Below are 25,507 nucleotides of genomic sequence, written 5' to 3' on the forward strand. Positions count from 1 at the left end.
TTTCGCACACAGACGGGGTCTGGTTACAGACTTGACATGCCGGCCAGGACGTTCACTATGTCATTTCCGACATACCGCATCCGGACGCGAAATGCGCCGGAGCAGGGAGGTTTCATGTCGCAACCCAGCCTGCCGCAGGGCTTTTCCCCGGACGCCGGAGACGTACCCGCCGCCTGCGCCCTGTCCCCGTTTGAAGAACGCCGCTATTTGATCGGCGGCGAACTGCTCTCCTGGTCCGGTCCCATGCAGACCGTGACCTCTCCGATCTACGTTGGCAACGCACCGGCGATGCTGGGATTTTGTCCCGATCTGACCGAGTCCGAATCCCTGGCCGCCGTGGAGGCCGTCAGCGCGGCCTGGAACGATGGCCGGGGTGCGTGGCCCACCATGAGCGTGGCCCGACGCATCGCCCATGTCGAAGCCTTTGCCCGGCGCATGGCGGCCGTACGCGACACGGTGGTGGGCCTTATGGCCTGGGAAATCTGCAAACCGCTGGCCGACTGCCGGGCCGAGTTCGACCGCACGGTGGAATATATCCTGGCCACGGTGGAGGCGCTCAAAGACCTCGACCGGGCCTCTTCGCGGTTTGTCATCGAATCGGGCATTTACGCCCAGATCCGCCGCGCCCCGCTGGGGCCTGTCCTGTGCATGGGACCCTACAACTATCCGCTCAACGAAACCTTCACCACGCTTATTCCGGCCCTGATCATGGGCAACCCGGTCATCGTCAAGACCCCGCGCATCGGCAAACTGCTCTACGCCCCGCTACTCGAAGCCTTTGCCGCCTCGTTTCCCCCGGGCGTCATAAACATCCTTTTCGGCGGCCGGCGCGTGGCCATCCCGGCCCTGGCCTCGGGCACAATCAGCGTCCTGGCCTTTATCGGCTCAAGCCAGGCCGCCGACGCCCTGCGCCGCCACCACCCTGCCCCCCACCGGCTGCGTTGCGTCCTTGGCCTGGACGCCAAAAACGTGGGCATTGTCCTGCCCTGCGCCGACATGGAACTGACGTCCGCCGAGGCCGTGGCCGGGGCGCTCTCCTTTAACGGCCAGCGCTGCACGGCGCTCAAGCTCTTTTACGTCCACGAATCCCGGCTGGAGGAATTTCTCGCCCGCATGAGCGAACGCATCGCCGCCCTGCCCATGGGCCTGCCCTGGCAGGAAAACGTCCGCATAACGCCCCTGCCCGTGCCGGGAAAACCAGAAGCCCTGTCGGCCATGGTGGCCGAGGCCACGGCCCGGGGCGCCCAGGTGGCCAATCCGCTTGGCGGCACGACCGAACGCACCCTGGTCTACCCGGCCCTGGTGGCCGGAGTGACCCCGGGGATGCGGCTTCATGAAGAGGAACAATTCGGCCCGGTTGTGCCGGTGGCCTCCTTTGCCGAGGTGGAGACAGCGGCCAAAGCGGTGGCGGCCTCGCCCTACGGCCAGCAGGTGAGCATCTTTGGGACCGATCCCGAGGCCGTGGCTGCGCTGATTGATCCCATGGTCAACCAGGTCTGCCGGGTCAACATCAATTGCCAATGCCAGCGCGGCCCGGACACCTTTCCGTTCACCGGCCGCAAGGATTCGGCCGAAGGCACGCTCTCGGTGTCCGACGCCTTGCGGGCCTTTTCCATCCGCACCCTGGTTGCGGCCAAGGGCTCGGCCCAAAACAAGGAGTTGTTGACCAACATCGTGAAGTTTCGCCAGTCCAATTTCCTGTCGACAGACTTCCTGTTCTAGGCCCCGCCCGTTGACCAGCCGGGGAAAAGAGCCTAACCCCAAGCATACTTGGAACCAATCTGAGAGGAGGACTCCATGGCAGCAAACACCGTGCACGTCGTGGCCAAATTCGTGGCCAAACCCGGCCAGGAAGCCGCGCTGAAAACCGCCATCACCGGCCTTATCGCCCCGACCCAGAAAGATCCCGGCTACATCGCCTACGACCTCTACGAATCCACCCAGCGTCCCGGCGAATTCGTCCTGGTCGAGGCCTGGGCGACCAAGGAACTGCTGGCCGCCCACCTCGACACGCCGCACTTAAACGGCTTCAAGGCCGCCGCCCCCGGGCTGCTGGCGACCCCCATGTCCGTGACGCTTTTTAACGAAATTCCCGGCTTCTAGCCGACTGCAAAAAAACCGGCCGCGCGTCCAAAGACGCCGCGGCCGGTCCGAAAAATCCCCCTCCCCGCCAGGGCGGCTTAGCCGATTGCCGGCTCCCCGCCAGGGAGCAGCACGTAAAACACGGTGCCGTCCGTTGCCTCCGAGGTAAAGCCCACCGTGCCGCCCAGATAGCTCTCGGCGAAAAGCTTGGTGCCGTAGGTGCCAAGCCCCCGGCCCCGGCCCTTGGTGGAAAAGGTCCGGCGAAAAATCTGCGGCCGCGCTTCTTCGGCCACGACCCCGGCATTGTGCACCCAAAACCGCACCTGCCCGTCCTGCCGCCCGCATCCCACGGTCACCGTCCCGCCGGCTGCCGTGGCTTCCAGGGCGTTTTTCTGCATGTTGACCAGGATACGGGTCAGAAGCTTGCGATCCGAGGCGAAAAAAACATCGCTGCTGTCCGGCGAAATGACCAGGGTCTTGCCCCGGCAGGACGATTCGCGGCGCATAAGCGACGTGATGTCGGTTAAAAGCGACAGCGTGCCCATCTTGTTGACCGTCACTTCGTAGTCGCCGCGTTCGGCAAAGCTCAGGTCGCGCTGGGACAAGATGAGGTCGGTCACGCGCTCCACTGCGAAAAGCAGCAGATCGAGTTCGGCGTTTCGTGTCCCTTCCTCTTCCTCGCGCATGAGTTCGCAGATGCCCTGCATCCCGGAAACGAGGTTCATGATGTCATGGTAGAAAATGCGCTCCATGAGATCGAGACGCTTTTCCGCCCGGATGTCGGACATAAGGGCCACATGAAAGGCCTCGCCGGCATGGCGCAAGGCCCAGATCCAGATCCGGAAATCCAGATTATCCAGGCGCTTGATACCCTGACGACTGATGGAACAATCGCCGGATGCGCCGTCAGCCCCGGCAAGCGACGCCGCCAACGACTTGGCCGCCCCGCAGGAACGGCACAACTGCGTCGAGCCGCACACCCCGTCCTCGAACTGCGTCCCCAAACAGGACAAGGCATCACCCAGCCGCAACCCGATGACGTCGGCAACGCCGCGCCCGGTGTCGGACAAGGTGCAAAAGGCGGCATTGGCATAGATAATCTGACGCGACGTATTGAAAACAGCTACGCCCATGGGCAACCGGTCAAGGATGCCGACAGCCGGACTTTCCGCAAAAAGCCTGACCTGCCGGTCCAGCGTTGGCCCCGGCGTCCGCTCGGCCGTAAAAGACTCAAGAAGCCGTGCGTGCACCATACAACCTCCAGACGGCCGCAACCGCCGTAGGCCACATACCCCAGGCGGTCAGGGTCGTCCAGAGCGTCGTCAGGCCGCAGCCGTGCCCGCTCTCCGCAGCCCGCAGCCCCCTGTCGTCACGGCCAGCCGCGCCCCGCACACCTCGGGCAGCCCACGCAGTTCCATGACCAGCCGGTCGAGACGGCCGTCGTCGGCCACGGTCACAACGAGCCTTCCCGGCGCAGCCCCTCCGGGTTCGCAGGAAAGACCGAGCAGTTCGTGAGAACGCCGGGCCAGACAGGCCGCCACATGGCGCAAGGCGGCCAGAGGATCGCGGGTGGCCAGTTCGAGCACGGCCCGGGGAGCAGAAATGGGTGTGTGATCGTTACTCGGCGTGGGCATGGCGTTTCTCCAGGATCATTTCATGGTTGGCGGCGCCGGGCGGCACCATGGGATAGACATGGGCATCGGGGTCGACGGGCAGACGCACCAGCGCCGGCCCGGGCGCGGCCAGGGCGGCGGCCAGGACCGACCGGACATCCCGGCACGGTTCGAGATCAAGGGCGGCAATGCCAAAGGAGGCGGCCAGGGCCACGAAATCCGGCCGGCAGCCAAAGGTCGAGGCGGTGTAGCGGCCGCCGACAAACAGCGCCTGCTGCTGGCGCACCAGCCCCAGCACGCCGTTGTCCATGAGCAGGATTTTGACCGGCAGGCCAAGCTCGGCCAACGTGGCCAGCTCCTGCACGTTCATCAGAAGCCCGCCGTCGCCGGTGACGCAGGCAACCGGCCGGCCGGGATCGGCCAGGGCCGCGCCAATGGCCGTCGGCAGGCCAAAGCCCATGGTGCCAAGGCCGCCGGAGGTGAGAAACTTGCCCGGCAGATGGCACGGCCAGGCCTGGGCGGCGCGCATCTGGTTTTGGCCGACGTCGGTGGCCACGACGGCTTGGGGGCCGAGCATTTCGGCCACGGCCGCCAGCATCCCGTAGGGGCTTTTCGGATCATCCAGTCCGGGCAGGGCAAAGGGATGCTCCCGGGCCAGGCGTTTTCGAATGGCGGTCCACTCCGGCCGCGGCCGGGCCGGAACCAGCGGCAAGAGCGCGGTCAGGATCCGCCCGGCATCACCGGCCAGGGGCACATGGGCCTGGCGGTTCTTGTGGTGTTCGGCCGGATCGATGTCGATGTGGATGACCGACGCCCCTGGACAAAACCGCTTGGCGTCGCCGGTGGCCCGGTCGTCAAAACGCGCCCCGATGGCCACCAGCATATCGCAGCGGGCCAGCAGATGGTTGGCAGCCGGCGCGCCGTGCATGCCGATCATGCCGGCATGCCTGGGGTGGCCCGGCGGCAGCAGGCCAAGGCCCATGAGCGTTGTCACCACCGGCGCGTCCAGCATCCCGGCCAGGGCCGCCACCTGCTCCCCGGCCCGGGCCGCACCGCCGCCGCAATACAGGAGCGGCCGCTCACACCGGGCCAGAAGCGAAGCCGCCCAGGCCAGATCGGCCGGACCGGGGAGCGCCGGACCTGCCGGCCCGTCGGCCGTCGGCCAGTCGTCAAAGGCCGCTTCCTCGGTCTGCACGTCCCGGGGCACGTCAATGACCACCGGTCCCGGCCGCCCCGCCTCGGCTATGGCAAAGGCCTCGGCCATAAGGCGCGGCAGATCGGCTGCCCGGCGCACCAGCATGTTGTGTTTGGCGATGGGAATGGTCAGGCCGTAGACGTCCACCTCCTGAAAGGCGTCGGTCCCCAGGAGGGCACGAGGCACCTGGCCTGTAATACAGACCAGGGGCACGGAATCAGCTTTGGCGTCGGCTATGGCAGTCAGCAGATTCATGACGCCGGGACCGGAGGTGGCCAGACACGCCTGGGCCCGGCCGGTCACCCGGGCCATGCCCTGGGCGATAAACCCGGCCCCCTGTTCATGGCGGGCCAGAACAATGCGCACCGGCGTCTCGGCAATGGCGTCAAAAAGCGGCAGGTTGGCCCCGCCAGGGATGCCGGCCACAGCGGTTATGCCGTGGCGGACAAGACTCTGGGCAATGATGCGCGCACCCGTTAACCGTATCATTGAAGGCTCCGTAAAGCCCCATGGCACGCGGTGGACAGACCCAAAAAAAGCCCCCACCGGCGCGCCGGCGGGGGCTGGGTTGTCACAAAAAAAGAAAGGTTCCCCGCTAAGGCGCCGCGATAACGACGCCTACTACGACCGCGCAAGTCGTCTGCAGAGAGCTGGTTAGCTGGGCGCGGTTGGCAGTCGTCATGGCAAGGTTTCCTTGGTGGGGTAAATCGTTGGGTGAAATCTACTGCGGGCCGGGCCGCTCGTCAAGGGGATGAGAGCGACGGGCGGCAGACGGCGGAAGATGAAAGATGGGAGATGGGAGATGGGAGATGGGAGGCAAAAGATCGGGGCGCTGCCCCGAACCCCGCCGGGGGGGAGCATCCCCCCGGCCCCCTGGAGGGTGGGACACAACAAGGGCAAAGCGGGTGGGAGATACGCCGGTTGGCGGGAAAGGCCAGGAGGGACAGCATCCCTCCTGGCCGGGCCGGGCCACGCCCCGGAAAAGCCTACCCCTTGGAGCGGCCGCCGGGGGTGGACATCATGTAGATTTCGTGCGGATCAAGGATGAGCACCACGGAACCGTCGCCCATGATGGTCGCGCCGGAGATGCCGCGCATATCGAATTCGGACAGATAGCTGCCAAGGGGCTTGATCACGATTTCCTGGCGTTCCAGCAGCCGGTCCACGATGAGGCCCAGCCGGCGTTCGTTATCCTGGAGGATGACGATGGGAGCGATCTCCTGTTTGACCTGGGCCTGGGGCAGTTCCAGGATCTCGGCCAACTCCACGATGCCAAGGACTTCGCCGCGCAGGGTGACGGCCTTGCGCTTGTTGATCTCGGTCATCCGGTTGACTTCGATCTTGGTGGTTTCGGACACGGAATCAAGCGGCAAGGCGTAGGTCTGGCCGGCAACCACCACCATGAGCGCGTCGATGATGGCCAGGGTCAGCGGCAGGGACAGGGTGAACTTGGTGCCCTTGCCCACTTCACTGCTGACGTTGACCGTGCCTTTGAGATTTTTGATGTTGGTGCGCACGACGTCCATGCCCACCCCCCGGCCCGAGATGTCGGTGATGGTCTCGGCCGAGGAAAAGCCGGGCATGAAGATGATGTCGATGGCGTCCCGGTCATCCATGGCCTTGGCTTCTTCGGGGCTCATGAGATTTTTTTTGACGGCCACTTCGCGCATCTTGGCCGGATCAATGCCTTTGCCGTCGTCTTCGATCTCAATGGCCACCGAGTTGCCGCGGTGATAGGCGCGAAGCCAGACGCGCCCGATGGGCGGCTTGCCGGCGGCAATGCGCTCGGCCTCGGTCTCGATGCCATGGTCCACGGAATTCCGGATGAGGTGGACCAGCGGATCGCCGATGACCTCGACCACGGATTTGTCGAGTTCGGTTTCCTCGCCTTCGGTGATCAGCGAAACTTCCTTGCCGGATTTGCGCGACAGGTCGCGCACCAGGCGCGGGAAACGGGAAAACACCGTGGACACCGGGACCATGCGCACCTTCATGATGGTGTCTTGCAGGTCGTCGGAGATGCGCGCCATGGCGTACGTGGTCTCGGTCAGCTGCTGCCCGATGTGCGCGCCGCTGTCCTTGCCCTCTTCCAGGGCGCGGGCCAGCATGGTGAAGCGGTTGCGGTTAATGAGCAACTCGCCGATGAGATTCATGAGGTGGTCGAGCTTTTCGTGGTCCACCCGGATGGTGGCGGAAACCTTGGGTTTGGCCGCCTCGCCCTGGGCCGCAGCCGCAGCCGGCTCGGGTTTGGGCGCAGGTTTGGGAGCCGGCTTCGGTTCCGGCTTGGGCGCCGGCGCCGGTTTCGGGGGTGTCGCCGGGGCCGGTTGGGCTTCAGGCTTGGGAACCGGGACTGGCTTCGGGGCAGGTTCGGGCTTCGGTTCAGGCTTGGATTCCGGAGCCGGTTCCGGCGTCGTGGCCGGGGCAGCTTCCGGTTCAGAGACCCGGGCCAGTTCAGGCTGCGGTTCGGGCGCGGCCGGCGGCAGTTCGGGTGCGGCCTCGGCCGGGGCGGCGGCCGGAGCAGCGCGCAGTTTGCCCAGGGCGGACGCGAGCATGTCGCCGAGGATGGCGCACTCCTGGCGCAGCATGTCGAGTAACAGTTCAAAGGGCAGCCCCTGCTTGCGCCCCGTATCCACGAGCCCGGCCGTGCGTTCGGCCTGGACCTTGAGGTCGTTAAGTCCCATGTAGCCCGAGGAATTCTGGATGGTGACTAGCGCCCGGTAAAGACCGTCCACCATTTCCTTGGATTCGGAATTCTCATTGAGCCCGGCCAGGGCCTGGGTCATGTAGGTAATCTGCTGATCGATGGTGGATTCGAAAACGGCCACATCTTCCGGATCGTATCCCGGGGCGGCGGCAGCGCTCTTCGCAGCCTCGGCAACCGGCTTCTGCGGCTCTGGTTCAGGTTCCGGCTCAGGTTCAGGTTGCGAGGCGGCGGCATCGCCCGGCTCGGCCACATAGCCGTCCTCGCTGGCCTGTTTGAGTCGGGCCACCAGGGGACGGATGTCCAGCGGCATGGCAATGCTCGTAGCGGCGTCGATGGTGGTGACCAGGGCTTCGACCTGATCGACCACGGCCAGGAGCAGATCGACCATGGCCGGGGTGGCGACCATCTCGCCCTTGCGCACCCGATTGAGCAGGGTTTCGGCCTCATGGGTCAGGCCGTTTAATTCCTTGTGCCCGATGATGCCGCTGTTGCCTTTGAGGTTATGAAAATAGCGAAAAATATCGTTGATGCTTTCGTTAGGCCCTTCGCCGGTGGCCTCAAGCTCAAGCAGCGCAGCGTTCAAGCGCTCGATAATCTCCCGGGCTTCCTCCATAAAATCGGCCATATGGCCTTCCCCTATGGAGGTCAGCGGATAGGGATCGGGCAGAAACGGCGGCAGGTCTTCGATATTGATGATCGTTTTGGCCGGCGGGGTCTGGGCCGAAGCCGGGGGCGGCGTTTTGGCCGATTGCGGCGCGACGGCTTCCGGGTCCGGTTCGTCTGACGGGGCGGGTCCGTCTTCGGGAGGAAAGTCGCCGGACGCGGGCATCGCCGGAGCGTGGGGGACGGCGGCCGGACCGCCTTCCAGCAGCACGGCGATACGGGCGATCACCGGGGCGGTGTCGAGATCGCCCTCGACCCCGGTCTGCTCCAGGTTCTCGATCATGGTGCGCAGGATATCCGTGGCCGAGAGGATGACGTCCATGATCTCGGGATTAACCGGGATATTCCCTTTGCGCAGTTCATCGAGAATGTTCTCGGCTTTGTGGGCCAGCCCGTTGATGGCGTTTAAGCCCAGAAAACCCGAGGCGCCCTTGAGAGAGTGCATGGGCCGGAAGATATCGTTTAAAAGGCCGAGGTTGCCGGGGTTGCGCTCCAGCTCGAGAAGATTGGGCTCGATGGTCTCGAGGTGCTCCCGGGCTTCGACAATGAAGTCGGCAAACAGTTCCGGATCCATGAAATCTTGGTTCATCAAGGTACCTCGCGGCGTTTATGCAGGTGTGTCGCCGACTTATCCCAAAAGCATCTTGACGTTGCGGACCATAACTTCGGGCTGGGCGGGTTTGACCATATACAGGTTGGCCCCGATGGAAAGCCCGACATGGATGTCGCGTTCCTCGCCTTCGGTCGACAGCACCACAATGGGGATATCGCGATAACTGTCTTGTTCGCGAACGGTTTTAATAAAGGTGATGCCATCCATGCGCGGCATATTGATGTCAGTGATTATAAGATCCACCTGCTGATCGGTATACAGCTTCTCCAACCCGTCGAGTCCGTCCTCGGCGGCCGTCACCTTGAAGCCTTCCTTGCGCATGATAAACGCCACGAGATTGCGCACCGTCTTGGAATCATCCACAATAAGGATATGCTTGGGCATCCCTTTACCTCCTCAACTCTTCAAAACCTTTTGAAACAGGCTGTCAACGGAGAGGATCGCAACCAATTTTTCGCCCACTTTGAGCAGACCCAAAACCAGATCCGAGGCCACGCCTACCCGGGCCTCGACCCCCCACTCGATATCCTGGCCGTCGGCCTGGTGCATGGCGGCAATGCCCTCGACCAAAAGCCCCACCAGCATCCCCCGGCAACGGCAGACGATGATGAATCTGTTTTCCCCGCATGGGCCGGAAAAATCCATGATCCTGGCCAGATCGACCATGGGGGCCACCCGTCCGCGCAGATTGGTCATACCGACGATATGGGGCGGCGCGGCCGGCAAACGGGTCAGCGGCATGGCCCGAATGACTTCCTGCACCTGGGCGATGGGGATGGCCAATTCCTGCCCGGCCACGCGAAATCCCACCAGTTTGAGCTCCCGGACCTGACGCAGCCCGGCTTCCAACGCCCCGTCCCCGTCAGCCTCCGTTGCCGGCCCGGACTGGCCGTCCAGCCCATCGGCCGGGGCCAGTTCGCCGGTGACGGACTCCACGACCGCCGGCTGCGACAGTCCCTGGCGCACCAGGGCGGCCTCGAAATCGTCGCCCATATAGCGCGATAAAAAGGCCCGTTCCGTCTCGGAAAATGTCTTGCCGCCCTGCTCGGGCAACAGCACGGACTCCTCGAAATATTGCTCCAGACTCGGACTCACAGAACCGCCACCTCCTCGGCCAATCTGGCATATTCGCAGGCACCCCGGCATTCCGGGGAGACCTCCTGGATCACCTTGCCCAGAGCGCTGGCCTCCCGAAACTTGGTGTCCAACCCGATGACCGTGGAAAACATCCGGTCGCCGAACTTGGCGCGCAGCAAGGCCAGCACCCGGGTGCAGGCCTTGGCCCGGCGGTCGAACATGGTGGCCAGGGCCCGGTAGGCGATGGGCCGGGGCAGCACCCGGTTGAGCGCCCGCATGGTATCAAAAAGGTGGCGCACGCCGTGCAGGGCTAAAAAATCCGTCTGAATCGGGATGATCAGCAAGTCCGAGGCCACCAGGGCGTTGACCAGCACCACGCCGGTGTGGGGCGGACAGTCAAGCAGCACATGGTCATAGGCCGGTCCCGATTCCAGAGCTTGTCGCAACAATATGCCCTTCCCTTTTCGCTCGGCAAGGTCCATGTCCAGATCGGCCAGCCGGGTATGGCTCGGGGCCAGATCAAAGAGTCCACGCCCCGGATTGCTGATCACCTTGTCCCAGGGCACGTCGGCCGGGGCTCCGGCCAGAAACACATCCGCCGCCGAAGCAGACAGTCCCTCGGGAAAAATCCCCAGATGGGCCGAGGCGCAGCCATGCGGGTCAAGGTCCATGACCAGCACCCGCCGCCCTAAAAGGGCCAACGCTGCAGCCAGCGACAACGCCGTTGTGGTCTTGCCGACCCCGCCTTTTTGATTGGCTACGGCCAATATCCGGGCCACCGCAACTCCTGCGGCCGTGCGGCCGCACCCGACGCCATTCCCCCCTACTCCTCTTTGCTGTAGATGATCGCCCCGGGGTAGTGCTTGGGACGAAAGGCCCGGGAGATGTTGTGCAACGACTCCGAGTGGCCGATCAGCAGATAGCCTCCGGGCAGCAAATTGTCGTAGAAGGCAGTAATGACATTCTTCTTCATTTCATCATCAAAATAGATGATGACGTTGCGGCAAAAAACAATGTGCGAACGCTCCACCCGTTTGAGCTGCGTCCGATCGCTCAAATTGATCTGGCCAAAGCTGACCAGCCGTTTGACCTCGGGCTTGAGCTTGAAATTGGCTCCATCCGACACGAAATACCGGGCGACGATCTCTTTGGGCGTGGTGCGCAGGCTGTATTCGCTGTAGACCCCGGCCCTGGCCTGGGCCAGGACGGCCTCGGACAGATCATTGGCCGTGATCCGGATGTCCCAGCCGGCAATTTCCGAGCGCAGCACTTCATGGAGGATAATCGCGATGGTGTAGGGTTCCTCGCCCGTGGAACAGCCGGCCGACCAGATGCGCAGACGCTTTTGCCGCTGGGATTTGAGCTTGTCCAGCACGTCTTTAAGGACCATGTCCTGAAAGACCTTGAGTTGGGGCGGATTGCGGTAAAAGCTCGTCTCGTTGGTGGTGATCACCTCAAAAAGCCGATTGAGTTCCTGGCGACGCCCCGCGTCATACTGCAAGAAGGTATGGTACTCGGCAAAACTTTTGAGGTTCAGCTCTTTGATGCGGGTAGCCAGGCGATTTTCCACAAGATACTTGCGGTTGTCAGCCACATAGATGCCTGCCTGGGCGTAGATGAAGTCCCGCAGCTGGGTAAACTCCGCATCGGAGATTTTAAGCTCCTTACGCAGAGAAATCGTCTTGGAAAAAAGCGAGGTCATGGACTAGCGCTCCCCTTGCTCGTCCTGCAGTCGGGCTATTGCCGTCTCGGCCACCCCGGCCAGCTCCGGATCGTCGCTGGAAATAAGCCCCAACAATGCCTGAAAAGCGTCTGGTCCACCAATTTCGCCAAGGACTTCGACCGCCTTGAGGGCTACGATCTTGCTTGACTCGCCGGCCAGGGCCAGCAGGCGGGGCACAGCCGCACTCTCGCCCCTGGCCCCCAGGGCTTCAATGGCCCGGATACGCACCCAATCGTCGCTGTCATCCAGGGCTTTTTCCAAATATCCATAGACCTTGTCACTGTCGCACCCGCCCAGGACCTCCACCACGGCCAACCGGACGTCCCGGTTTTCGTCATCAAGACGACTGACGATCAGCGGCAGGCTGGTTTCCTCGTGGCCGCAGGAATCGGCCAGGGTCTCCAGGGCAATTTTGCGGATGTCCGGGATTTCATCGATGAGCGCAGCCCGGATGATGTCCATATGGTCGCCGACACCCATCCGTCCCAGGGCGTAGACGGCCATCAGACGGTCCATGGGGTCTTCGCTGTGACTCAAATCCCGAAACCGGGTGTCCAGTTCGGCGCCGCCGATGGCCACGCACGCATCCAGGGCGGCCTCCTTGACGGCGTCGGACGGATGGCCGAGCAGTCCGAAGAGCGGCGCCCCGGCGGCCGGCACCCGCATGGAGCCGCCAAGAAAGGCCACGGCCTCAAGCAGCACGGCTTCGTTGTCGCTGCCAAGGAGAGCCATGAAAAATTCGACGGCGTCCTCGCCTGCGATGCCGGCCAGGGCCTTGACGGCCGCCGGCTGAAAGGACGGCGGCAGGCTGGCGAAGGCGTCGATCAAAAGGCCTGGGCACTGGGGGCACGGCAGATTCGAGAGCACATCCAGGGCTGCGGACCGTTGCGCCGTATCTCCCTCGCGCAGAGCCCGTCCCAGCGCCTCGGTCAACCCCATGTCGCGCAGGGCGGCCACGGCGTGCTCGTAGCGTTCGGGCAGGTTGTCGCGGTCGATGCGGGCGGCATGGGCCAGGACCGCCTCGGCCGCGTCTTCGCCGCCGACCGAGCCCAGCCCGGAAACAGCCGCGTCCTGCACGTCGTCTTCGTCATCGTGCAGCGCGGCCAGCAGATAGCTGCGAAACCGCTCCCGCTCGGCCGGGGAAAGGAGCGACAGGGCCTTGCCCCCGAGGATGCGCACCACGGCTTTGACGATCTTGTTGCGCAGCACCTCGGGCGAGGCGTCAATGCGCTTTAAGAGCATGGTCACGGCCTTGATGTTGCCGATTTCGCCCAGGGCGTCGACAATCATGGAGGCGACCAGATCGGTGCTCTTGTCCAGGGCCTTGACCAGCGCCCCGACCGAGGAGGCGTCGCGGATCTTGGACAGGGCCTCGATGACGGCGAACTGCACCCACTCGTCATCGCCAAGGGCCTGGCCCAAGCCTGGGGCGGCCTCGGCAAAGGCCAACTCGCCGAGGCTGACCGCCGCCTGGTAGCGGACATTGACCTCGGGATCTTTTAACAGTGCGTCGCAAAGCGGCGTCACCGCCAGACGGCTGTCGGTGGAACCAAGGATGTCAGAGGCAAATATGCGGATGTCCGGGTCGCTGTCGTGGAGCAGTTCAAGCAGTGACGGAAAATCCTGGGAGCCAACGGCCCGCAGAATATCCATGGCCGCGTTGCGGACCGGGGCGTCGTCGGAACGCAGCAGCGCCTTGACGGCGGCCACGACTTCTTTGCCGCCAAGCCGGCGCAAGGCCCGATCCGCCGCTTCCTGGACGCCAAGATTATGTGTGCTCAATAACTTGGCCAAAAGCGGTACAGCTTGGAGACATCCGCTCTCCCCGGCATCAAAGGCGGCGTCCCGAAGCACGTCGGGATCGTCGCTGCCAAGCCTCTGGCAAAGGTCGTTGCAGTCCACCATGCCGCGTCCTTGGCCGTTCCGCGCCGGAACGGTCATTTGTAAAGGTTTGAAAGGATGGCTTCGCCCATGTCGTCGATATCAATGATTTCGTCGGCCAGTCCCGCATCGACGATGGCCTTGGGCATCCCGTAGACCACACAGGTGGAATCAGACTGGGCCAGGGCTCGCCCGCCTTTGGCCTTGAGGACCCGCATCCCGTCCAGACCGTCGCTGCCCATGCCGGTCAGCACCACGCCCAGGCCGCGTCGGCCCACGCCCGCCGCCACCGACTCAAAAAGCACCGAGGCCGAAGGTTTGTACAACGCTTCCCGAGGTTCTTCCACCACCCGCACCTCGATGCGGCTGACTTTCTGATCGATGCGCAGATGTTTGCCGCCCGGAGCCACGTAGGCCACCCCGTGCTGGAGCCGCTCGCCGTCCTCGGCCTCTTTGACCGTAATCTGGCACACGCTGTCCAGACGTTTGGCAAAGGGACCGGTAAAGGCCGCCGGCATGTGCTGGGCAATAAGGATGCCGGCGGGAAAATCCTTGGGCAAAAACGACAGCACCTTCTGCACCGCCGGCGGCCCGCCGGTGGAAACGCCGATGGCCACCAGATCGCGGGTCTGGGAGCCGCCCGGCCGGGGGCTGCGCGGGGCGCGCTCGGTCGCCGGGCCGGCCGGCGTTGCTGCGCCGGCCGGGGCAGCCCCGGCGGCGCGGACCCGGGCGGAAAGCGGCGACCGGGACAGGTGGCTCATGCGTCGGCGGGCAATCAGCTTGACCTTGGCCCGCAGATCATCCTCGATCTTGACGATGTCGAGCGACACCTTGGAAAGTTGTTTGGGGATGAAATCCACCGCCCCGAGTTCCATGGCCTTGAGCGTCGCTTCCGCTCCTTCGGTGGTCAGCGAACTGACCATGAGCACCGGCCGGGGCATCTCCATCATGATATGCCGCAACGCGGTCAGGCCGTCCATGCGGGGCATTTCAATATCCAGGGTGACCACGTCGGGCTGGTGCCGACGGATCAGTTCCAGACCTTCCTCGCCGTCCCGGGCCGTCGCCACGACCTCGATTTCCGGGTCCTTGGACAGCATGGTGCTGAGGGCCTTTCGCATGAAGGCCGAATCATCGACGACCACTACCTTGATCACGCATCTCTCCTGACGGCGGCATATCGTGGGCGCTTTCCCCGGGCTCCCCTCGAAGCTCCGGATGGGCGGCCCGTCCCCTTGTCCATGATTAGATGACTCTTTGCGTTATGACAACACACTTTGTGCTTGCCAAAGCCCGCGGGATACTCTAAAAGCTTTTCTCTCACGACGGGATGTGGCTCAGCCTGGTAGAGCGCTGCGTTCGGGACGCAGAAGCCGGAGGTTCGAATCCTCTCATCCCGACCAGAACAGTCCAAGGGGTTATGCGCAAGCATGGCCCCTTTTTTCATTGCCCGTCGCCCGCTTTGGCCCCGCCAGCCGCGTCCGCCAGCTCCCTGGCCCGCTCTTCGGCCAACCGGCCGACAGCCCGCAACAGCACTTCGACAAACGCGCCCAGATGGTTGCCGCAATAATGCTCCATGCCATCAGAACCCGACACGCCTGTATCGAGCCAGTCCGGCTCGGGGAACAACAGGGAGGCCTCATCCAGGCGCTGTTCCAACTGTTCAAGCAGATCGTCAATGCCTCCAAGACCCAGTGCCGGCATATCCAGGACGAGGCGCAGTTTCTCATAGATGTCTCGCAGCCGCTCCCACCTGTTGGATTCGCGGCTTTGGCCGTCCCAGGTGGGGGCCAGGGGGTCTGCCTGCATGTCCCGGACTCCTTTGACGTTCACTTCACGTCCCATATCCTGCCCGGCTGACAATTGCCAGCATCGCCCTTTCCACCCAAGACGGTTCAGACTTGCACTTTCCGCTTCGGGGATTATTATCGGGCATGACGAAAATTTCATTCAAATCCGTCACGATTCCAGTTGGCGGAATGCACTGCGCCGCCTGTTCCACCCGCATCGAACGGGTGCTTGCCGCCATGGACGGCATTGATCAGGTCAGCGTCAATCTGGCCGACGGCTCCCTGCACCTCCAATACGATCCTGAAGCCGCCCCCCTCGACGCCATCGCCGCCCGGGTGGCCGATCTCGGCTTCACCCTTGGCCCGCCCCCCCCGGAACACGCCGTCCTTGATCTGGCCATCAGCGGCATGCACTGCGCCGCCTGCTCCTCGCGCATCGAGCGCGTCGCCGGCAAACTTCCGGGCATGGTCAGCGCCGCCGTCAACCTGCCCGGCGAATCCGGCCGCTTCACCTTTGATCCGGCGGTGTTGACCCGTCGCCAGATCCGCCAGGCCATCGCCGACCTCGGCTTTTCCACCACCCCGGCCAGCCCCTCCGGCGACCGGTTGGCCGAGCGCCAGCGTGCGGCCCAGGCCGAACTGGCCAGCCAGCGTCGGCAGCTTGTCCCGGCCCTGGGTTTTGCCGCTGCCCTCCTCGTCCTGTCCATGGGCCACATGCTGGGCCTGCCCCTGCCCCATTTTCTCCATCCCGACGCCGCCCCGGCCGCCTTTGCCCTGGCCCAACTGGCCCTCGCCGCCCCCATTGTCTGGATCGGCCGGCGCTTTTACCGCGACGGCATCCCGGCGCTCCTTCGCGGCGGGCCCAACATGGACAGCCTCGTGGCTCTGGGCACCGGCGCGGCCCTGGCCTACAGCCTGGCCAACCTCGGGCTCATCCTGGCCGGTTCCGACCCGGTGGCCCGGGCCATGGACCTCTATTTCGAATCGGCCGGCGTGCTGTTGGCCATGATCAGTCTGGGCAAATATCTCGAGGCCTCGGCCAAGATCAAAACCTCCGGGGCCATTGCGGCCCTTATGCGGCTGGCCCCGGACACCGCCACCCTGGTCCGCGACGGCCGCGAAGAAACCGTGCCCATCGACGAACTCGAACCCGGCGACGCCTTCCTGGTGCGCCCTGGCGAACGGGTGCCCACCGACGGCGAAGTCCTCGACGGGGCCACCCGCCTCGACGAATCCATGCTCACCGGCGAACCCATGCCCGTGGCCAAAACCGTCGGCGACGCCGTCACCGGCGGCACGCAAAATACCACCGGGGCCATTGTCGTGCGCGCCACCCGTGTCGGCCAGGACACCACCCTGGCCCGCATCGTGGCCCTGGTGCGCGAGGCCCAGGGCTCCAAAGCCCCCATTGCCAATCTGGCCGACACGGTCAGCTTTTATTTTGTGCCCACGGTCATGGCCGTGGCCGCCGTGGCCGGTCTGGCCTGGTTTTTTATTGGCGGGGCCGATCTGTCCTTTTCGCTTCGCATCTTCGTGGCCGTCCTGGTCATCGCCTGCCCCTGCGCCATGGGGCTGGCCGTGCCCACCTCGATCATGGTCGGCACCGGCCGGGGCGCGCGCCTGGGCATCCTGGTCAAATCCGGAGCCGCCCTGCAAATCGCCGGCGACATCGCCACCGTCGTCTTCGACAAGACCGGCACGCTCACCCACGGCGCCCCGGTGCTCACCGACATCGTCCCGGCCCCGGGCCACGACCCCGACGCCCTGCTCGCCCTGGCCGCCGCCGCCGAAGCCCGCTCCGAGCACCCGCTGGCCAAAGCCGTGGTCCAGGCCGCCGCCGCCAAAGGCCTCGCCCTGCCCGCCCCGGACCACTTCGAAGCCGTGCCCGGCCACGGCGTGACCGCCCGCATTGGCGGCCATACCGTCCTCATTGGCACCGAAGCCTTCATGGCCGCAGAACACATTCCCCCGCTGGCCAGCCTCGATGCGGCCGACGCCGACCTGGCTGGGGCCGGCAAAACCGCCGTCCGCCTCGCCCTCGACGGCAAGGCCGCCGCGGTCCTGGCCGTGGCCGACACCCCGCGCCCCGAAGCCGCAGCCGTGGTGGCTTCGCTTTCCCAAAACGGCATCCGCGTGGTCATGCTCACCGGCGACGACGAACGCACGGCCCAGGCCGTGGCCCGGACTCTGGGCATCGCAACCGTCATCGCCCGGGTTCTGCCCGAGCGCAAAGCAGCCGAGGTGGCCCGCCTCAAGACCGAGGGCGGCAAAGTGGCCATGGTTGGCGACGGCATCAACGACGCCCCGGCCCTGGCTGCCGCCGATCTCGGCATGGCCATGGGGTCGGGCATCGACGTGGCGGTTGAATCCTGCGACGTCGTGCTGATGCGAAACGACCTTCGCGGCGTGCCCGCAGCCCTCGAATTGTCCCGGGCCGTCATCGGCAATATCAAGCAAAACCTCTTCTGGGCCTTTGCCTTCAATACCATCGGCATCCCGGTCGCCGCCGGGGTGTTGCACCTCTTCGGCGGCCCGACCCTCAATCCGATGATCGCCGGCACAGCCATGGCGCTGAGCTCCTTTACCGTGGTCACCAACGCCCTGCGCTTGCGCTTTTTTAGGCCGAGGGGATGACGTCGGCCAGGGTCATGCCTCTGGCCCCGGCCTGTCCGTCCTGCCCCTCGCCCGAGGCTTTCGCCCCCTCCCCTGTTGCAAGGGCATCATAAAACGAGACGTCCCAATCCTCCCGCCTGTCCTCGGCCTCCAAATGCGGCCGGGCCGATTCCAGCGCGCCGGCCGCATCGCCCGGCAAAATGGAGCACACCCCCTGCCGGATGGCCTCAACCAGCGGCGAGGCCGGCATGCCGTCCTCGAACGCTACCCCCAGTCCGGCCAGATCGGCGCGCAGCAATGCCCCGGCCCAGGGATGGGGCAACGCATCGGCCAGGACCGCCGGCAGGCTGGCTGCAGCTTCAAAATAGCCGGCTTCGCCAAGCAGGCTGGTCAGGGCGAATGCCAGATAGAGGCAATCATAATAGAGAAAGGCGGGGTTGGCGGCGTGGTGCCGGAGAATGCGGTTTTGCATGGCCAGCAGGAAGGCATTGACGGGATCGACGGGGTTTTGCCGGGCGGCGGCCAGGTACTGCCGGCCCTGCCAGACCCAGCCGCGCCGGACCATGGTCTGACGCGACAGACGCCGGATCTGCCGGGCAGCCGGTCCGGGCAGGATACGCCGGGCCAGACCCGCCCGTCGCAGGGTTTGGCTGAAATGCACATCTTCATGCAGCCGGTGGGGGTAGTCGTGAAATCCGTGGCGTTGCCAGACCTCCCGGCGCAGGAGCCACAGCCCGGCCGGGGCGACGTCGGCGTTGCCGGAGAAATTGACCATGAGGCCGTAGCGCAGTTGCTGATACTTAGCCAGGAGTCCCGAGCCGGCATCGGTGAGAATGGGCGTGGCCACAATGCCCACTTCCGGCTTGGCGGCTTCGCGCAGGCAACGGCTGATCCAGTCGGGCGGCAGACGGATATCGGCATCCAGGGAGAGCAGGAAGCGGTTTTGGGCCGCGCCCAGACCGACGGCCTTGGCCCGGGCCGGCCCCTGGTTGGGTTCGAGGCGAACAAGGCGGGTCGGGGGGGCCTCGTCCGGGACGACGAACGGTGTTTGGGAGCCGTCGTCGATGACCAGCGTTTCGCGCGGCCTGACGTCCCACCCGGCCATGGAACGGAGAAGACCGGCGGCCAGGGCGTGGTCATTGTAGGTGTAGGTGATGACGGACAGGGCCAACAATCTGTTTTTCATAGGTATTATGGCTGCCGACGCAAGCGCGGCCAGTAAGAGTATTGCGTATGACGCCATGTCGGCCGGGAGATCACAACTGGCTGCCGAACATGAACAAAAGTTTAATTTTACTGTAATCTTTCATATTTGGAAAAACATTGCCCCTTGACCCGAGGTAGTCTAAACAGAAACCTTCAAATTTGATCACACAGAACAGTTCCGATACGAACCCGACAGTACAAGGTGGTGCTATGCCTCGATTTTCTGCTTTCGCTTCCTTTTTTGTCTGCCTTGGCCTGGCCTTAAGCTCTCCGGCGCTCCTGCACGCCTACTCCGTCCAAGCTGGCGACACCCCGCAATCGATCGCCAAGAAGCATAATATCTCCGTAGACGAGTTGCTCAAGGCCAACAAGAACCTCAAGCCGAGCAAAATGCTCATCGGCGACACGCTGGTCATCCCCGGGGGGACGCCGGCCAAGTCGGGCAAACCGGAGAAAGCCGAAAAGTCGGGGAAAAACCAGCCTGAGAAAGAACCGGCCCACGATACCCGCAAGGACAAGGCCTCGGCCAAATCCGAACCCCTGTCGGCCAAGGAACGGGCCGCCGAGGCCCGGGATCGGGAGAGAGAACGCAAGGCTCCCTCCGGCCATGCCGCCGCCGGTTCCTACACGGTCAAAAAGGGCGATACGTTCGGCTCCATTGCTGCGAAAAACAACACGACCACCAATGACCTGCTCAAGGCCAACAAAGGGTTAAACCCCAGCAAGTTGCACATCGGCCAGGAGATTGCCCTGCCCGGCGGCGCTGCGGGCAAGGCCGAACCGGCGGAGAAAGCCTCGACCAAGTCGGCGCCGGTCGAGAAGCCCTCTGCCAAGAGCCAGAAAACTGCCGAGCCGCAGCTTCCCACCTTCACCCATACGGTTCGCAAGGGCGACACCCCGCATTCCGTGGCCCGTCGCTATCGGATCAGCCCCCATGAACTGGCCCGGCTCAATCCCGACATGGGGAAAAAGCTGCATACCGGGCAGAAACTGGTGATTCCGGCCGCAGGCGCGGTCAAGGCAGCCGAGGCTGAGGTCGCCGCCCCTGAGGCCGAACCCGTCGCCGCTCCCGAGCGTCCGACCGCCAAGGCCCCCCGCACTCCCGAACCGGCCGACCCCACACCGACGCTGCCCGACAGCCGCGACTCGGCCGATGCCGAAGCCGCTTTTGAAAAGGGTATCGAATTCGGCAAGCAAAACAAGTTCCAAAAGGCCGTCGAATCCTTTGACAAGGCCATCAAGCTCGCTCCCAACCGGGCGGACTTTTTTGCCAGCCGCGGCCATGCCCATTACTATCTGGCCCAGTACAACAAGGCTATCGACGACTACACCAAGGCCATTGAGAAAAACCCCAACTTTGCCCTGGCCTATTCCATGCGTGGCTTGAGCCGCGCCCGCTCAGACCATTATCCCCAGGCCATCGAGGACTTCAACAAGGCGATCTCCCTCGGTCCCACCGAGGCCGATTACTACAAGGGACGGGGCTTCACCTACCTGCGCCTCAAACAGTACGGCCCCATGTGCCAGGACTATCAAAAGGCCTGCAGCCTGGGCGATTGCGAGTTGCTGGAAAGCGTCAAGAAGGAAAAGCTCTGCCAATAAGGCGGCTTCCTGGCCCATAAAAAAGCCGCGCCGGCGCTTTTTTATGGGCCAGGGCGTCGCCTCCGCCTCGGACACGGGGTCTGGAGCGGACGGTCACACCAGGGCTCAAGCGCCTGACAGCAAAGCCGCCATGACGGCGGGTACGTCTGTGCAGTCCACCGGCTGACTCATGGAGAGCCGACTCACAGCAGCTAGGCGGTGAGCATCAGCCCGGGGCCAGGCTCAAGGGAGTGGCGTCGCCGGGCATTGGCAGCCTGTTCGCCCCATCGCCACGGACCGCAACTCCCTCAAAACGAACCAGGACCCGGCATACCCCCGGCAACCGGATCATGAGCGGCCTGCTTCCTTTCGGAGGCAGGCCGCTTTTCGATTGCCGGGCCTGACAGCTTGCGCTGCCTGCGATGGCTTCTTGGCGAAGAAAGGCTGTCATTCTATAGCCATGAAAAAGTTGTTGACAGGAACAGGCTTCATGACCATTCTTTTTCTACTTCTACGACACCTCTTTGCACGCATCTTCAATTACACAATTCCGATACACCCCGAGGGAAGTTCATTTAGCAATGAATTTTACCCGTTACAAAGGAGGATAAACCATGAATACACAGACATCGAATACCGTTGAGCCAACGGATTACAGTGCGGAAATATTCGATGCCAGCGGCATCAAATTCGATGAGACCGTCGCCTGCGGCCTGTGGCAGAAAATCGTGGACCACAAGTGGATCTTGTCCGAGAAACTCGGGCGGGACGTGGGCTTCCGGGCCGCCTGTATTGATTTCCTGGATAACTTCGAGGTGGGGCATGACCTGCGCCTGGAGCGCCAGGCCGACCTTCTCGGCGAAATGGGCGCCCAGTACATCGACCGGGACATCTGGGAAACCATCTCCGATTCCCAACCCCCCAAGCAGCTCGTCCAGAAGCGCATCATCCGGCCGCTTCAGGAAGAGAACCTGTCCAAAAAACACGGCGTGGTCATCCCCAAGGCCATTATCTTCTTCGGTCCTCCCGGCACGGGAAAAACCCATTTCGTCAAAGCCATGGCTGGGTTTCTCGGCTGGTGGTTCATCGAGATTGCTCCCAGCATGCTCATGGCCGAGGGTGTGGACAGAATCGGCGCCCACCTGCGCGCCACCATGGAAAAGGCCCGCCGACTTGAGGAAGCCGTCATCTTCATCGACGAGTTCGAGGAACTCGCCGCCAGTCGGGACGAAGCCGACCGCATCGACCGGTCCATCACCAACGAGTTCCTCAAGCAGGTCCCCCTGCTCAAGAGTCAGGCGAACAAGGTGCTTTTGGTCTGCGCGACCAACTATGTCCGTCAACTGGATGCGGCCCTGCTGCGTCCCGGGCGCTTTGACTGCATCATCCCGGTGGGAGTCCTCGACGACGACGGACGGCGGACCATCCTGCAATACCACAATGCCCGGATCAATGTCGGGGATATCGACCTGGATCTCATTGTCAAAAAGACCCGGCACTTCACCCCGGCTGACCTGGAACACCTGTACCAGCTCATCGCCCAGCACGCCTTTGACCGGGAATACGAGACGGGAAAGGACTTCGCGGTGACCACGGAATGCATCATGGAGAAGATCGGCCAGGTCCGTCCTTCCCTGAGCGACGAAGTGATGACCCAGTTCCAGGAGGACGTTTTGACCTATTCACGGTATTAAGACCGACGACTTGGCGACTCCGCAAAGAGTCCCTGCCTGCTGGGAATAGTGTCGGACAAGAAAAAAGGGTTTACTGCATTTCTGCGGTAAACCCTTGAATTCTCTTTATGTACCTGCATTCCCCGAAATCTGGCATTCCCTGCACACGATATCCCCCGCCCTCCACGCTTCCTGTTTATAGCTCACCCCGTCTTGAATCGTGACCACTCTCGGGGTACTAGAGCAATAAGGGCCAGAAGTACTCCGGCGGCCCACACCCCACGGAGGAACGACATAATGCCTGCCCGCAACTCGCTTTTTTTCTTGCGCTGCGCTGCGCTGGCCCTCTTGGCCATGCTGGCCGCTGTGTCCGTCTCGGCCCAGGAAGTCAGCGGTACGCTGGGTTCGCCAAGTGCGACCACCACCATCAGTGGTAAGCAGCTTCCGCCGCCTGATCCAAAATTCGGCGGTGTGATCAGGGAAAAAGCCTCGGAGTCAAAAGCTTGGTGGCCGCCACGCGTGGTGCCGCCCAAGGGCGCACCCAACGTGCTGCTTATCATGACGGATGACCAGGGTTTTGGCGCACCAAGTACCTTCGGCGGCGTCATACCCACTCCTGCCATGGACCGCATCGCACGGTCTGGGCTGCGTTATACAAATTTCCATTCGACAGCCTTGTGCTCGCCGACTCGAGCGGCACTGATTACGGGCCGCAACCATCACTCCGTGGGCTTCGGGGTGGTTGATGAAATAGCGACCGGGTTCCCAGGCTACGACTCGATCATCCCGATTGAGAAAGGCACCGTGGGCACCATCCTCAAAGAGAATGGTTACGCCACGTCCTGGTTCGGCAAGGACCACAACACGCCGTCGTATCAGTCGAGCCAAGCCGGGCCGTTCAATCAATGGCCCAACGGCATGGGCTTCGAGTATTTCTACGGCTTCGTCGGCGGCGACGCCAGCCAGTGGCAGCCGAACCTGTTCCGCAACACAACGGCCATTTATCCCTTCCTGGACAATCCGGGCTGGAATTTGGAGACGGCGATGGCGGATGAAGCCATCCAACACATCAAGGAGCTCAAGGAGATCGCTCCTGGCAAGCCTTGGTTCGTCTATTACGTGCCGGGCGCAACCCATGCGCCGCACCACCCCACGCCCGAGTGGATCAAGAAGATCAGCGACATGCACCTCTTTGACGAGGGCTGGAACAAAGTGCGGGAGACCATCTTCGCCAATCAGAAGCGCCTGGGCATCATGCCTGCGGACGCCAAGCTGACGCCATGGCCGGAGGGGCTGCCGCAGTGGGATACGCTGAGCCTGGAGGAGAAAAAACTCTTCATCAAGCAAGCGGATGTTTACGGAGCCTACCTCGCCTATGCAGACAATGAGATAGGACGGGTCATCCAGGCCGTCGAAAATCTTGGCGAACTCGACAACACTTTGATCATCTATATTGGCGGCGACAACGGCGCGAGCGCCGAGGGCATGCTCAACGGCACGCCAAACGAATTTACCACGTTCAATGGCGTTTCCGTGCCGGTCAAGGACCAGTTCCTCTGGTACCCGTTCTGGGGGTCGGAACGGACCTTCCCGCACTTCGCGGCGGGCTGGGCGTGGGCGATGGACACGCCGTTTAAGTGGGTTAAGCAGGTACCCTCCCACTTCGGCGGAACAGCTCAGGGCGTTGTCATGTCCTGGCCCGGGCACATCCCGGAGGCGGGAGGCGTTCGCCACCAGTTCCATCATGTCATCGACATCGTGCCGACCATCCTCGAAGCGACTGGCATTCCGGCACCAGACACCATTAACGGCATTGAACAGCGCCCCATCGAAGGCGTGAGCATGGCTTATACCTGGGACCAAGCGAATGCCAAGGCTCCGACCCGACACACGACGCAATACTTTGAGATGCTCGGCAATCGCGCCATCTACCACGACGGTTGGGTGGCGGCCACGACGCCGGCAACGCTCCCGTGGGAACTGAGCAACAAGACGCCCCCGGATGTGATTACCGGGTACAACTGGGAGCTCTACAACGTCCGGGAGGACCCCACCCAGTTCAATGATCTAGGCGCCAAGATGCCGGAGAAGCTCAAGGAAATGGAGAGCCTCTTTTACGCCGAGGCGAAGAAGTACAACGTGCTGCCGCTCGACGATACGACGCTCGCCCGCTGGAACACGCCGCGCCCGAGCCTGACGGCGGGACGAACGGAGTTCACCTATTCAGGCGAACTGACCGGTGTGCCGGCCAGCGCCGCCCCCGACATCCTGGACAAGTCCTACACGATCACGGCTGAGGTCGAGATTCCCGAAGGCGGCGCGGAAGGCATGATCGTCACCCAGGGAGGTCGGTTCGGCGGCTACGGCCTGTTCCTGAGCAAGGGCGAGTTAGGAATTGGTCGGAGCAAGCCGGTGTTCCTCTACAATCTGCTCGACCTCAAGCGCACAACGTGGGAAGGGCCTGAGTTGGGCTCTGGCAAGCACACCATTGTCTTTGATTTCAAGTCCGATGGTCCAGGCTTGGGCAAGGGCGGAACGGGCGTGCTCTCAGTGGACGGCAAGGAGGTCGCCAGAAATTCGATGGAGCACACCATACCGGTCACGTTCCCGGAAGACGAAACCTTCGATGTCGGTCAGGACACCCGCACGCCGCTGGCTCTCATCGAGTACCGCTACGATGTGCCCTTCAAGTTTACGGGCAAGATCGACAAGTTGACCTTCAAACTCGAACCCTTTGCGCCGGAGCAGAGAGCGGCGGCGGGGGGCAGCTCATAACCACTGGCCGGAGGCGTCCCCTCAGCGGGGGGAGAGGTCAATCATGCGGAGAACCGCAAGTGGATTTCAGTCCCGGGAACGATTGAGGCGTGTGAAAAATGAGGCGATCGAGGCGACGACGGCTTGCTGGCCGTGTGCGAAAATCAGACGCGGTGAAGTGGTGGGGGATGGGGGGGAGTACCCCCACAAAATGTCCCGTCTGTGTGGGGGATAGTGTGGGGGAAGAAAAAAGGGTTTACTGCATTTCTGCGGTAAACCCTTGAATTCTCTTGGCGTCCCCAAGGGGATTTGAACCCCTGTTAGCGGCGTGAGAGGCCG

The 25,507-nt window shown here is 63.3% G+C and carries 18 protein-coding genes and 1 tRNA gene; 7 read left to right on the top strand and 12 right to left on the bottom strand.

The window, feature by feature from the left end; all coding sequences use genetic code 11:
• Nucleotides 1–114 precede the first annotated feature (114 nt).
• Together NY78_RS11670 and NY78_RS11675 are read left to right on the top strand one after the other, a co-directional pair.
• Nucleotides 115–1,722 (top strand): aldehyde dehydrogenase family protein, encoded by a 1,608-nt coding sequence (locus tag NY78_RS11670; protein WP_047960154.1) that lies wholly within the window; start codon nucleotides 115–117, stop codon nucleotides 1,720–1,722.
• A 75-nt stretch (nucleotides 1,723–1,797) separates the two neighbouring features.
• Nucleotides 1,798–2,103, top strand: a complete 306-nt coding sequence (locus NY78_RS11675; protein WP_043635934.1) for a putative quinol monooxygenase — start codon at nucleotides 1,798–1,800, stop codon at nucleotides 2,101–2,103.
• A 77-nt stretch (nucleotides 2,104–2,180) separates the two neighbouring features.
• Here the strand turns inward: NY78_RS11675 and NY78_RS11680 are convergent, their stop codons facing one another.
• The 10 genes from NY78_RS11680 to NY78_RS11725 all read right to left on the bottom strand — a co-directional run bounded on the left by NY78_RS11680 (nucleotide 2,181) and on the right by NY78_RS11725 (nucleotide 14,708).
• Nucleotides 2,181–3,335, bottom strand: a complete 1,155-nt coding sequence (locus tag NY78_RS11680) for a PAS domain-containing sensor histidine kinase (RefSeq protein ID WP_231583965.1) — start codon at nucleotides 3,333–3,335, stop codon at nucleotides 2,181–2,183.
• A 69-nt stretch (nucleotides 3,336–3,404) separates the two neighbouring features.
• Entirely contained in the window at nucleotides 3,405–3,716 is a 312-nt protein-coding gene (locus NY78_RS11685; protein WP_047960155.1) for a hypothetical protein, read from the bottom strand.
• Nucleotides 3,700–5,379, bottom strand: a complete 1,680-nt coding sequence (ilvB, locus tag NY78_RS11690; protein ID WP_043635937.1) for a biosynthetic-type acetolactate synthase large subunit — start codon at nucleotides 5,377–5,379, stop codon at nucleotides 3,700–3,702. Before ilvB ends, NY78_RS11685 begins: the two co-directional genes overlap by 17 nt.
• 497 nt (nucleotides 5,380–5,876) lie before the next feature.
• The gene (locus NY78_RS11695; RefSeq protein ID WP_043635940.1) at nucleotides 5,877–8,846 is read right to left on the bottom strand and encodes a chemotaxis protein CheA; all 2,970 of its coding nucleotides are present in this window, start codon (nucleotides 8,844–8,846) and stop codon (nucleotides 5,877–5,879) included.
• Between the two features lie 39 nt (nucleotides 8,847–8,885).
• A complete protein-coding gene (locus tag NY78_RS11700; RefSeq protein ID WP_043635943.1) occupies nucleotides 8,886–9,254 on the bottom strand; it encodes a response regulator in 369 nt (122 codons plus the stop codon).
• 12 nt (nucleotides 9,255–9,266) lie between these two features.
• Nucleotides 9,267–9,965, bottom strand: a complete 699-nt coding sequence (locus tag NY78_RS11705) for a chemotaxis protein CheW (protein ID WP_043635946.1) — start codon at nucleotides 9,963–9,965, stop codon at nucleotides 9,267–9,269.
• Complete coding sequence (locus NY78_RS11710) at nucleotides 9,962–10,726, bottom strand: ParA family protein (protein ID WP_043635949.1); 765 nt, start codon at nucleotides 10,724–10,726, stop codon at nucleotides 9,962–9,964. Before NY78_RS11710 ends, NY78_RS11705 begins: the two co-directional genes overlap by 4 nt.
• A 44-nt stretch (nucleotides 10,727–10,770) precedes the next feature.
• Entirely contained in the window at nucleotides 10,771–11,649 is an 879-nt protein-coding gene (locus tag NY78_RS11715; protein WP_043635952.1) for a CheR family methyltransferase, read from the bottom strand.
• A 3-nt stretch (nucleotides 11,650–11,652) separates the two neighbouring features.
• Nucleotides 11,653–13,575: a HEAT repeat domain-containing protein gene (locus NY78_RS11720; protein WP_043635954.1), complete on the bottom strand. Its 1,923-nt coding sequence runs from the start codon at nucleotides 13,573–13,575 to the stop codon at nucleotides 11,653–11,655.
• Nucleotides 13,576–13,607: 32 nt separating this feature from the next.
• Nucleotides 13,608–14,708: a protein-glutamate methylesterase/protein-glutamine glutaminase gene (locus NY78_RS11725; RefSeq protein ID WP_043635957.1), complete on the bottom strand. Its 1,101-nt coding sequence runs from the start codon at nucleotides 14,706–14,708 to the stop codon at nucleotides 13,608–13,610.
• Between the two features lie 169 nt (nucleotides 14,709–14,877).
• On the opposite strand from NY78_RS11725, the gene NY78_RS11730 reads away from it, so the two are divergent.
• Nucleotides 14,878–14,954, top strand: a tRNA-Pro gene (locus NY78_RS11730).
• 40 nt (nucleotides 14,955–14,994) lie between these two features.
• Here NY78_RS11730 and NY78_RS11735 read toward each other — a convergent pair.
• Entirely contained in the window at nucleotides 14,995–15,360 is a 366-nt protein-coding gene (locus tag NY78_RS11735; protein WP_043635958.1) for a hypothetical protein, read from the bottom strand.
• A gap of 125 nt (nucleotides 15,361–15,485) precedes the next feature.
• On the opposite strand from NY78_RS11735, the gene NY78_RS11740 reads away from it, so the two are divergent.
• Nucleotides 15,486–17,975, top strand: coding sequence for a heavy metal translocating P-type ATPase (locus NY78_RS11740; protein WP_043635960.1), 2,490 nt, complete (start codon nucleotides 15,486–15,488; stop codon nucleotides 17,973–17,975).
• Here NY78_RS11740 and NY78_RS11745 read toward each other — a convergent pair.
• Nucleotides 17,959–19,140: a glycosyltransferase family 2 protein gene (locus tag NY78_RS11745; RefSeq protein WP_082139982.1), complete on the bottom strand. Its 1,182-nt coding sequence runs from the start codon at nucleotides 19,138–19,140 to the stop codon at nucleotides 17,959–17,961. The genes NY78_RS11740 and NY78_RS11745 overlap by 17 nt on opposite strands.
• Before the next feature lie 230 nt (nucleotides 19,141–19,370).
• On the opposite strand from NY78_RS11745, the gene NY78_RS11750 reads away from it, so the two are divergent.
• The 3 genes from NY78_RS11750 to NY78_RS11760 all read left to right on the top strand — a co-directional run bounded on the left by NY78_RS11750 (nucleotide 19,371) and on the right by NY78_RS11760 (nucleotide 25,189).
• Nucleotides 19,371–20,762 (top strand): LysM peptidoglycan-binding domain-containing protein, encoded by a 1,392-nt coding sequence (locus tag NY78_RS11750; protein ID WP_043635962.1) that lies wholly within the window; start codon nucleotides 19,371–19,373, stop codon nucleotides 20,760–20,762.
• Nucleotides 20,763–21,355: 593 nt separating this feature from the next.
• On the top strand, nucleotides 21,356–22,435 hold the full coding sequence (locus NY78_RS11755; protein WP_043635964.1) for an ATP-binding protein: 1,080 nt from the start codon (nucleotides 21,356–21,358) through the stop codon (nucleotides 22,433–22,435).
• 276 nt (nucleotides 22,436–22,711) lie between these two features.
• Entirely contained in the window at nucleotides 22,712–25,189 is a 2,478-nt protein-coding gene (locus tag NY78_RS11760) for an arylsulfatase (RefSeq protein WP_082139983.1), read from the top strand.
• Nucleotides 25,190–25,507 lie beyond the last annotated feature (318 nt).

Source organism: Desulfovibrio sp. TomC (genome assembly GCF_000801335.2).
Classification (GTDB): Bacteria; Desulfobacterota; Desulfovibrionia; order Desulfovibrionales; family Desulfovibrionaceae; genus Solidesulfovibrio.

Excerpts from the sequence above, each read along its gene's own strand:
- NY78_RS11670 (WP_047960154.1), top strand. The coding sequence starts at position 115 with ATGTCGCAACCCAGCCTGCCGCAGGGCTTTTCCCCGGACGCCGGAGAC.
- NY78_RS11675 (WP_043635934.1), top strand. The coding sequence starts at position 1,798 with ATGGCAGCAAACACCGTGCACGTCGTGGCCAAATTCGTGGCCAAACCC.
- NY78_RS11680 (WP_231583965.1), bottom strand. The coding sequence starts at position 3,335 with ATGGTGCACGCACGGCTTCTTGAGTCTTTTACGGCCGAGCGGACGCCG.
- NY78_RS11685 (WP_047960155.1), bottom strand. The coding sequence starts at position 3,716 with ATGCCCACGCCGAGTAACGATCACACACCCATTTCTGCTCCCCGGGCC.
- ilvB (WP_043635937.1), bottom strand. The coding sequence starts at position 5,379 with ATGATACGGTTAACGGGTGCGCGCATCATTGCCCAGAGTCTTGTCCGC.
- NY78_RS11695 (WP_043635940.1), bottom strand. The coding sequence starts at position 8,846 with ATGAACCAAGATTTCATGGATCCGGAACTGTTTGCCGACTTCATTGTC.
- NY78_RS11700 (WP_043635943.1), bottom strand. The coding sequence starts at position 9,254 with ATGCCCAAGCATATCCTTATTGTGGATGATTCCAAGACGGTGCGCAAT.
- NY78_RS11715 (WP_043635952.1), bottom strand. The coding sequence starts at position 11,649 with ATGACCTCGCTTTTTTCCAAGACGATTTCTCTGCGTAAGGAGCTTAAA.
- NY78_RS11720 (WP_043635954.1), bottom strand. The coding sequence starts at position 13,575 with ATGGTGGACTGCAACGACCTTTGCCAGAGGCTTGGCAGCGACGATCCC.
- NY78_RS11735 (WP_043635958.1), bottom strand. The coding sequence starts at position 15,360 with ATGCAGGCAGACCCCCTGGCCCCCACCTGGGACGGCCAAAGCCGCGAA.
- NY78_RS11740 (WP_043635960.1), top strand. The coding sequence starts at position 15,486 with ATGACGAAAATTTCATTCAAATCCGTCACGATTCCAGTTGGCGGAATG.
- NY78_RS11745 (WP_082139982.1), bottom strand. The coding sequence starts at position 19,140 with ATGAAAAACAGATTGTTGGCCCTGTCCGTCATCACCTACACCTACAAT.
- NY78_RS11750 (WP_043635962.1), top strand. The coding sequence starts at position 19,371 with ATGCCTCGATTTTCTGCTTTCGCTTCCTTTTTTGTCTGCCTTGGCCTG.
- NY78_RS11755 (WP_043635964.1), top strand. The coding sequence starts at position 21,356 with ATGAATACACAGACATCGAATACCGTTGAGCCAACGGATTACAGTGCG.
- NY78_RS11760 (WP_082139983.1), top strand. The coding sequence starts at position 22,712 with ATGCCTGCCCGCAACTCGCTTTTTTTCTTGCGCTGCGCTGCGCTGGCC.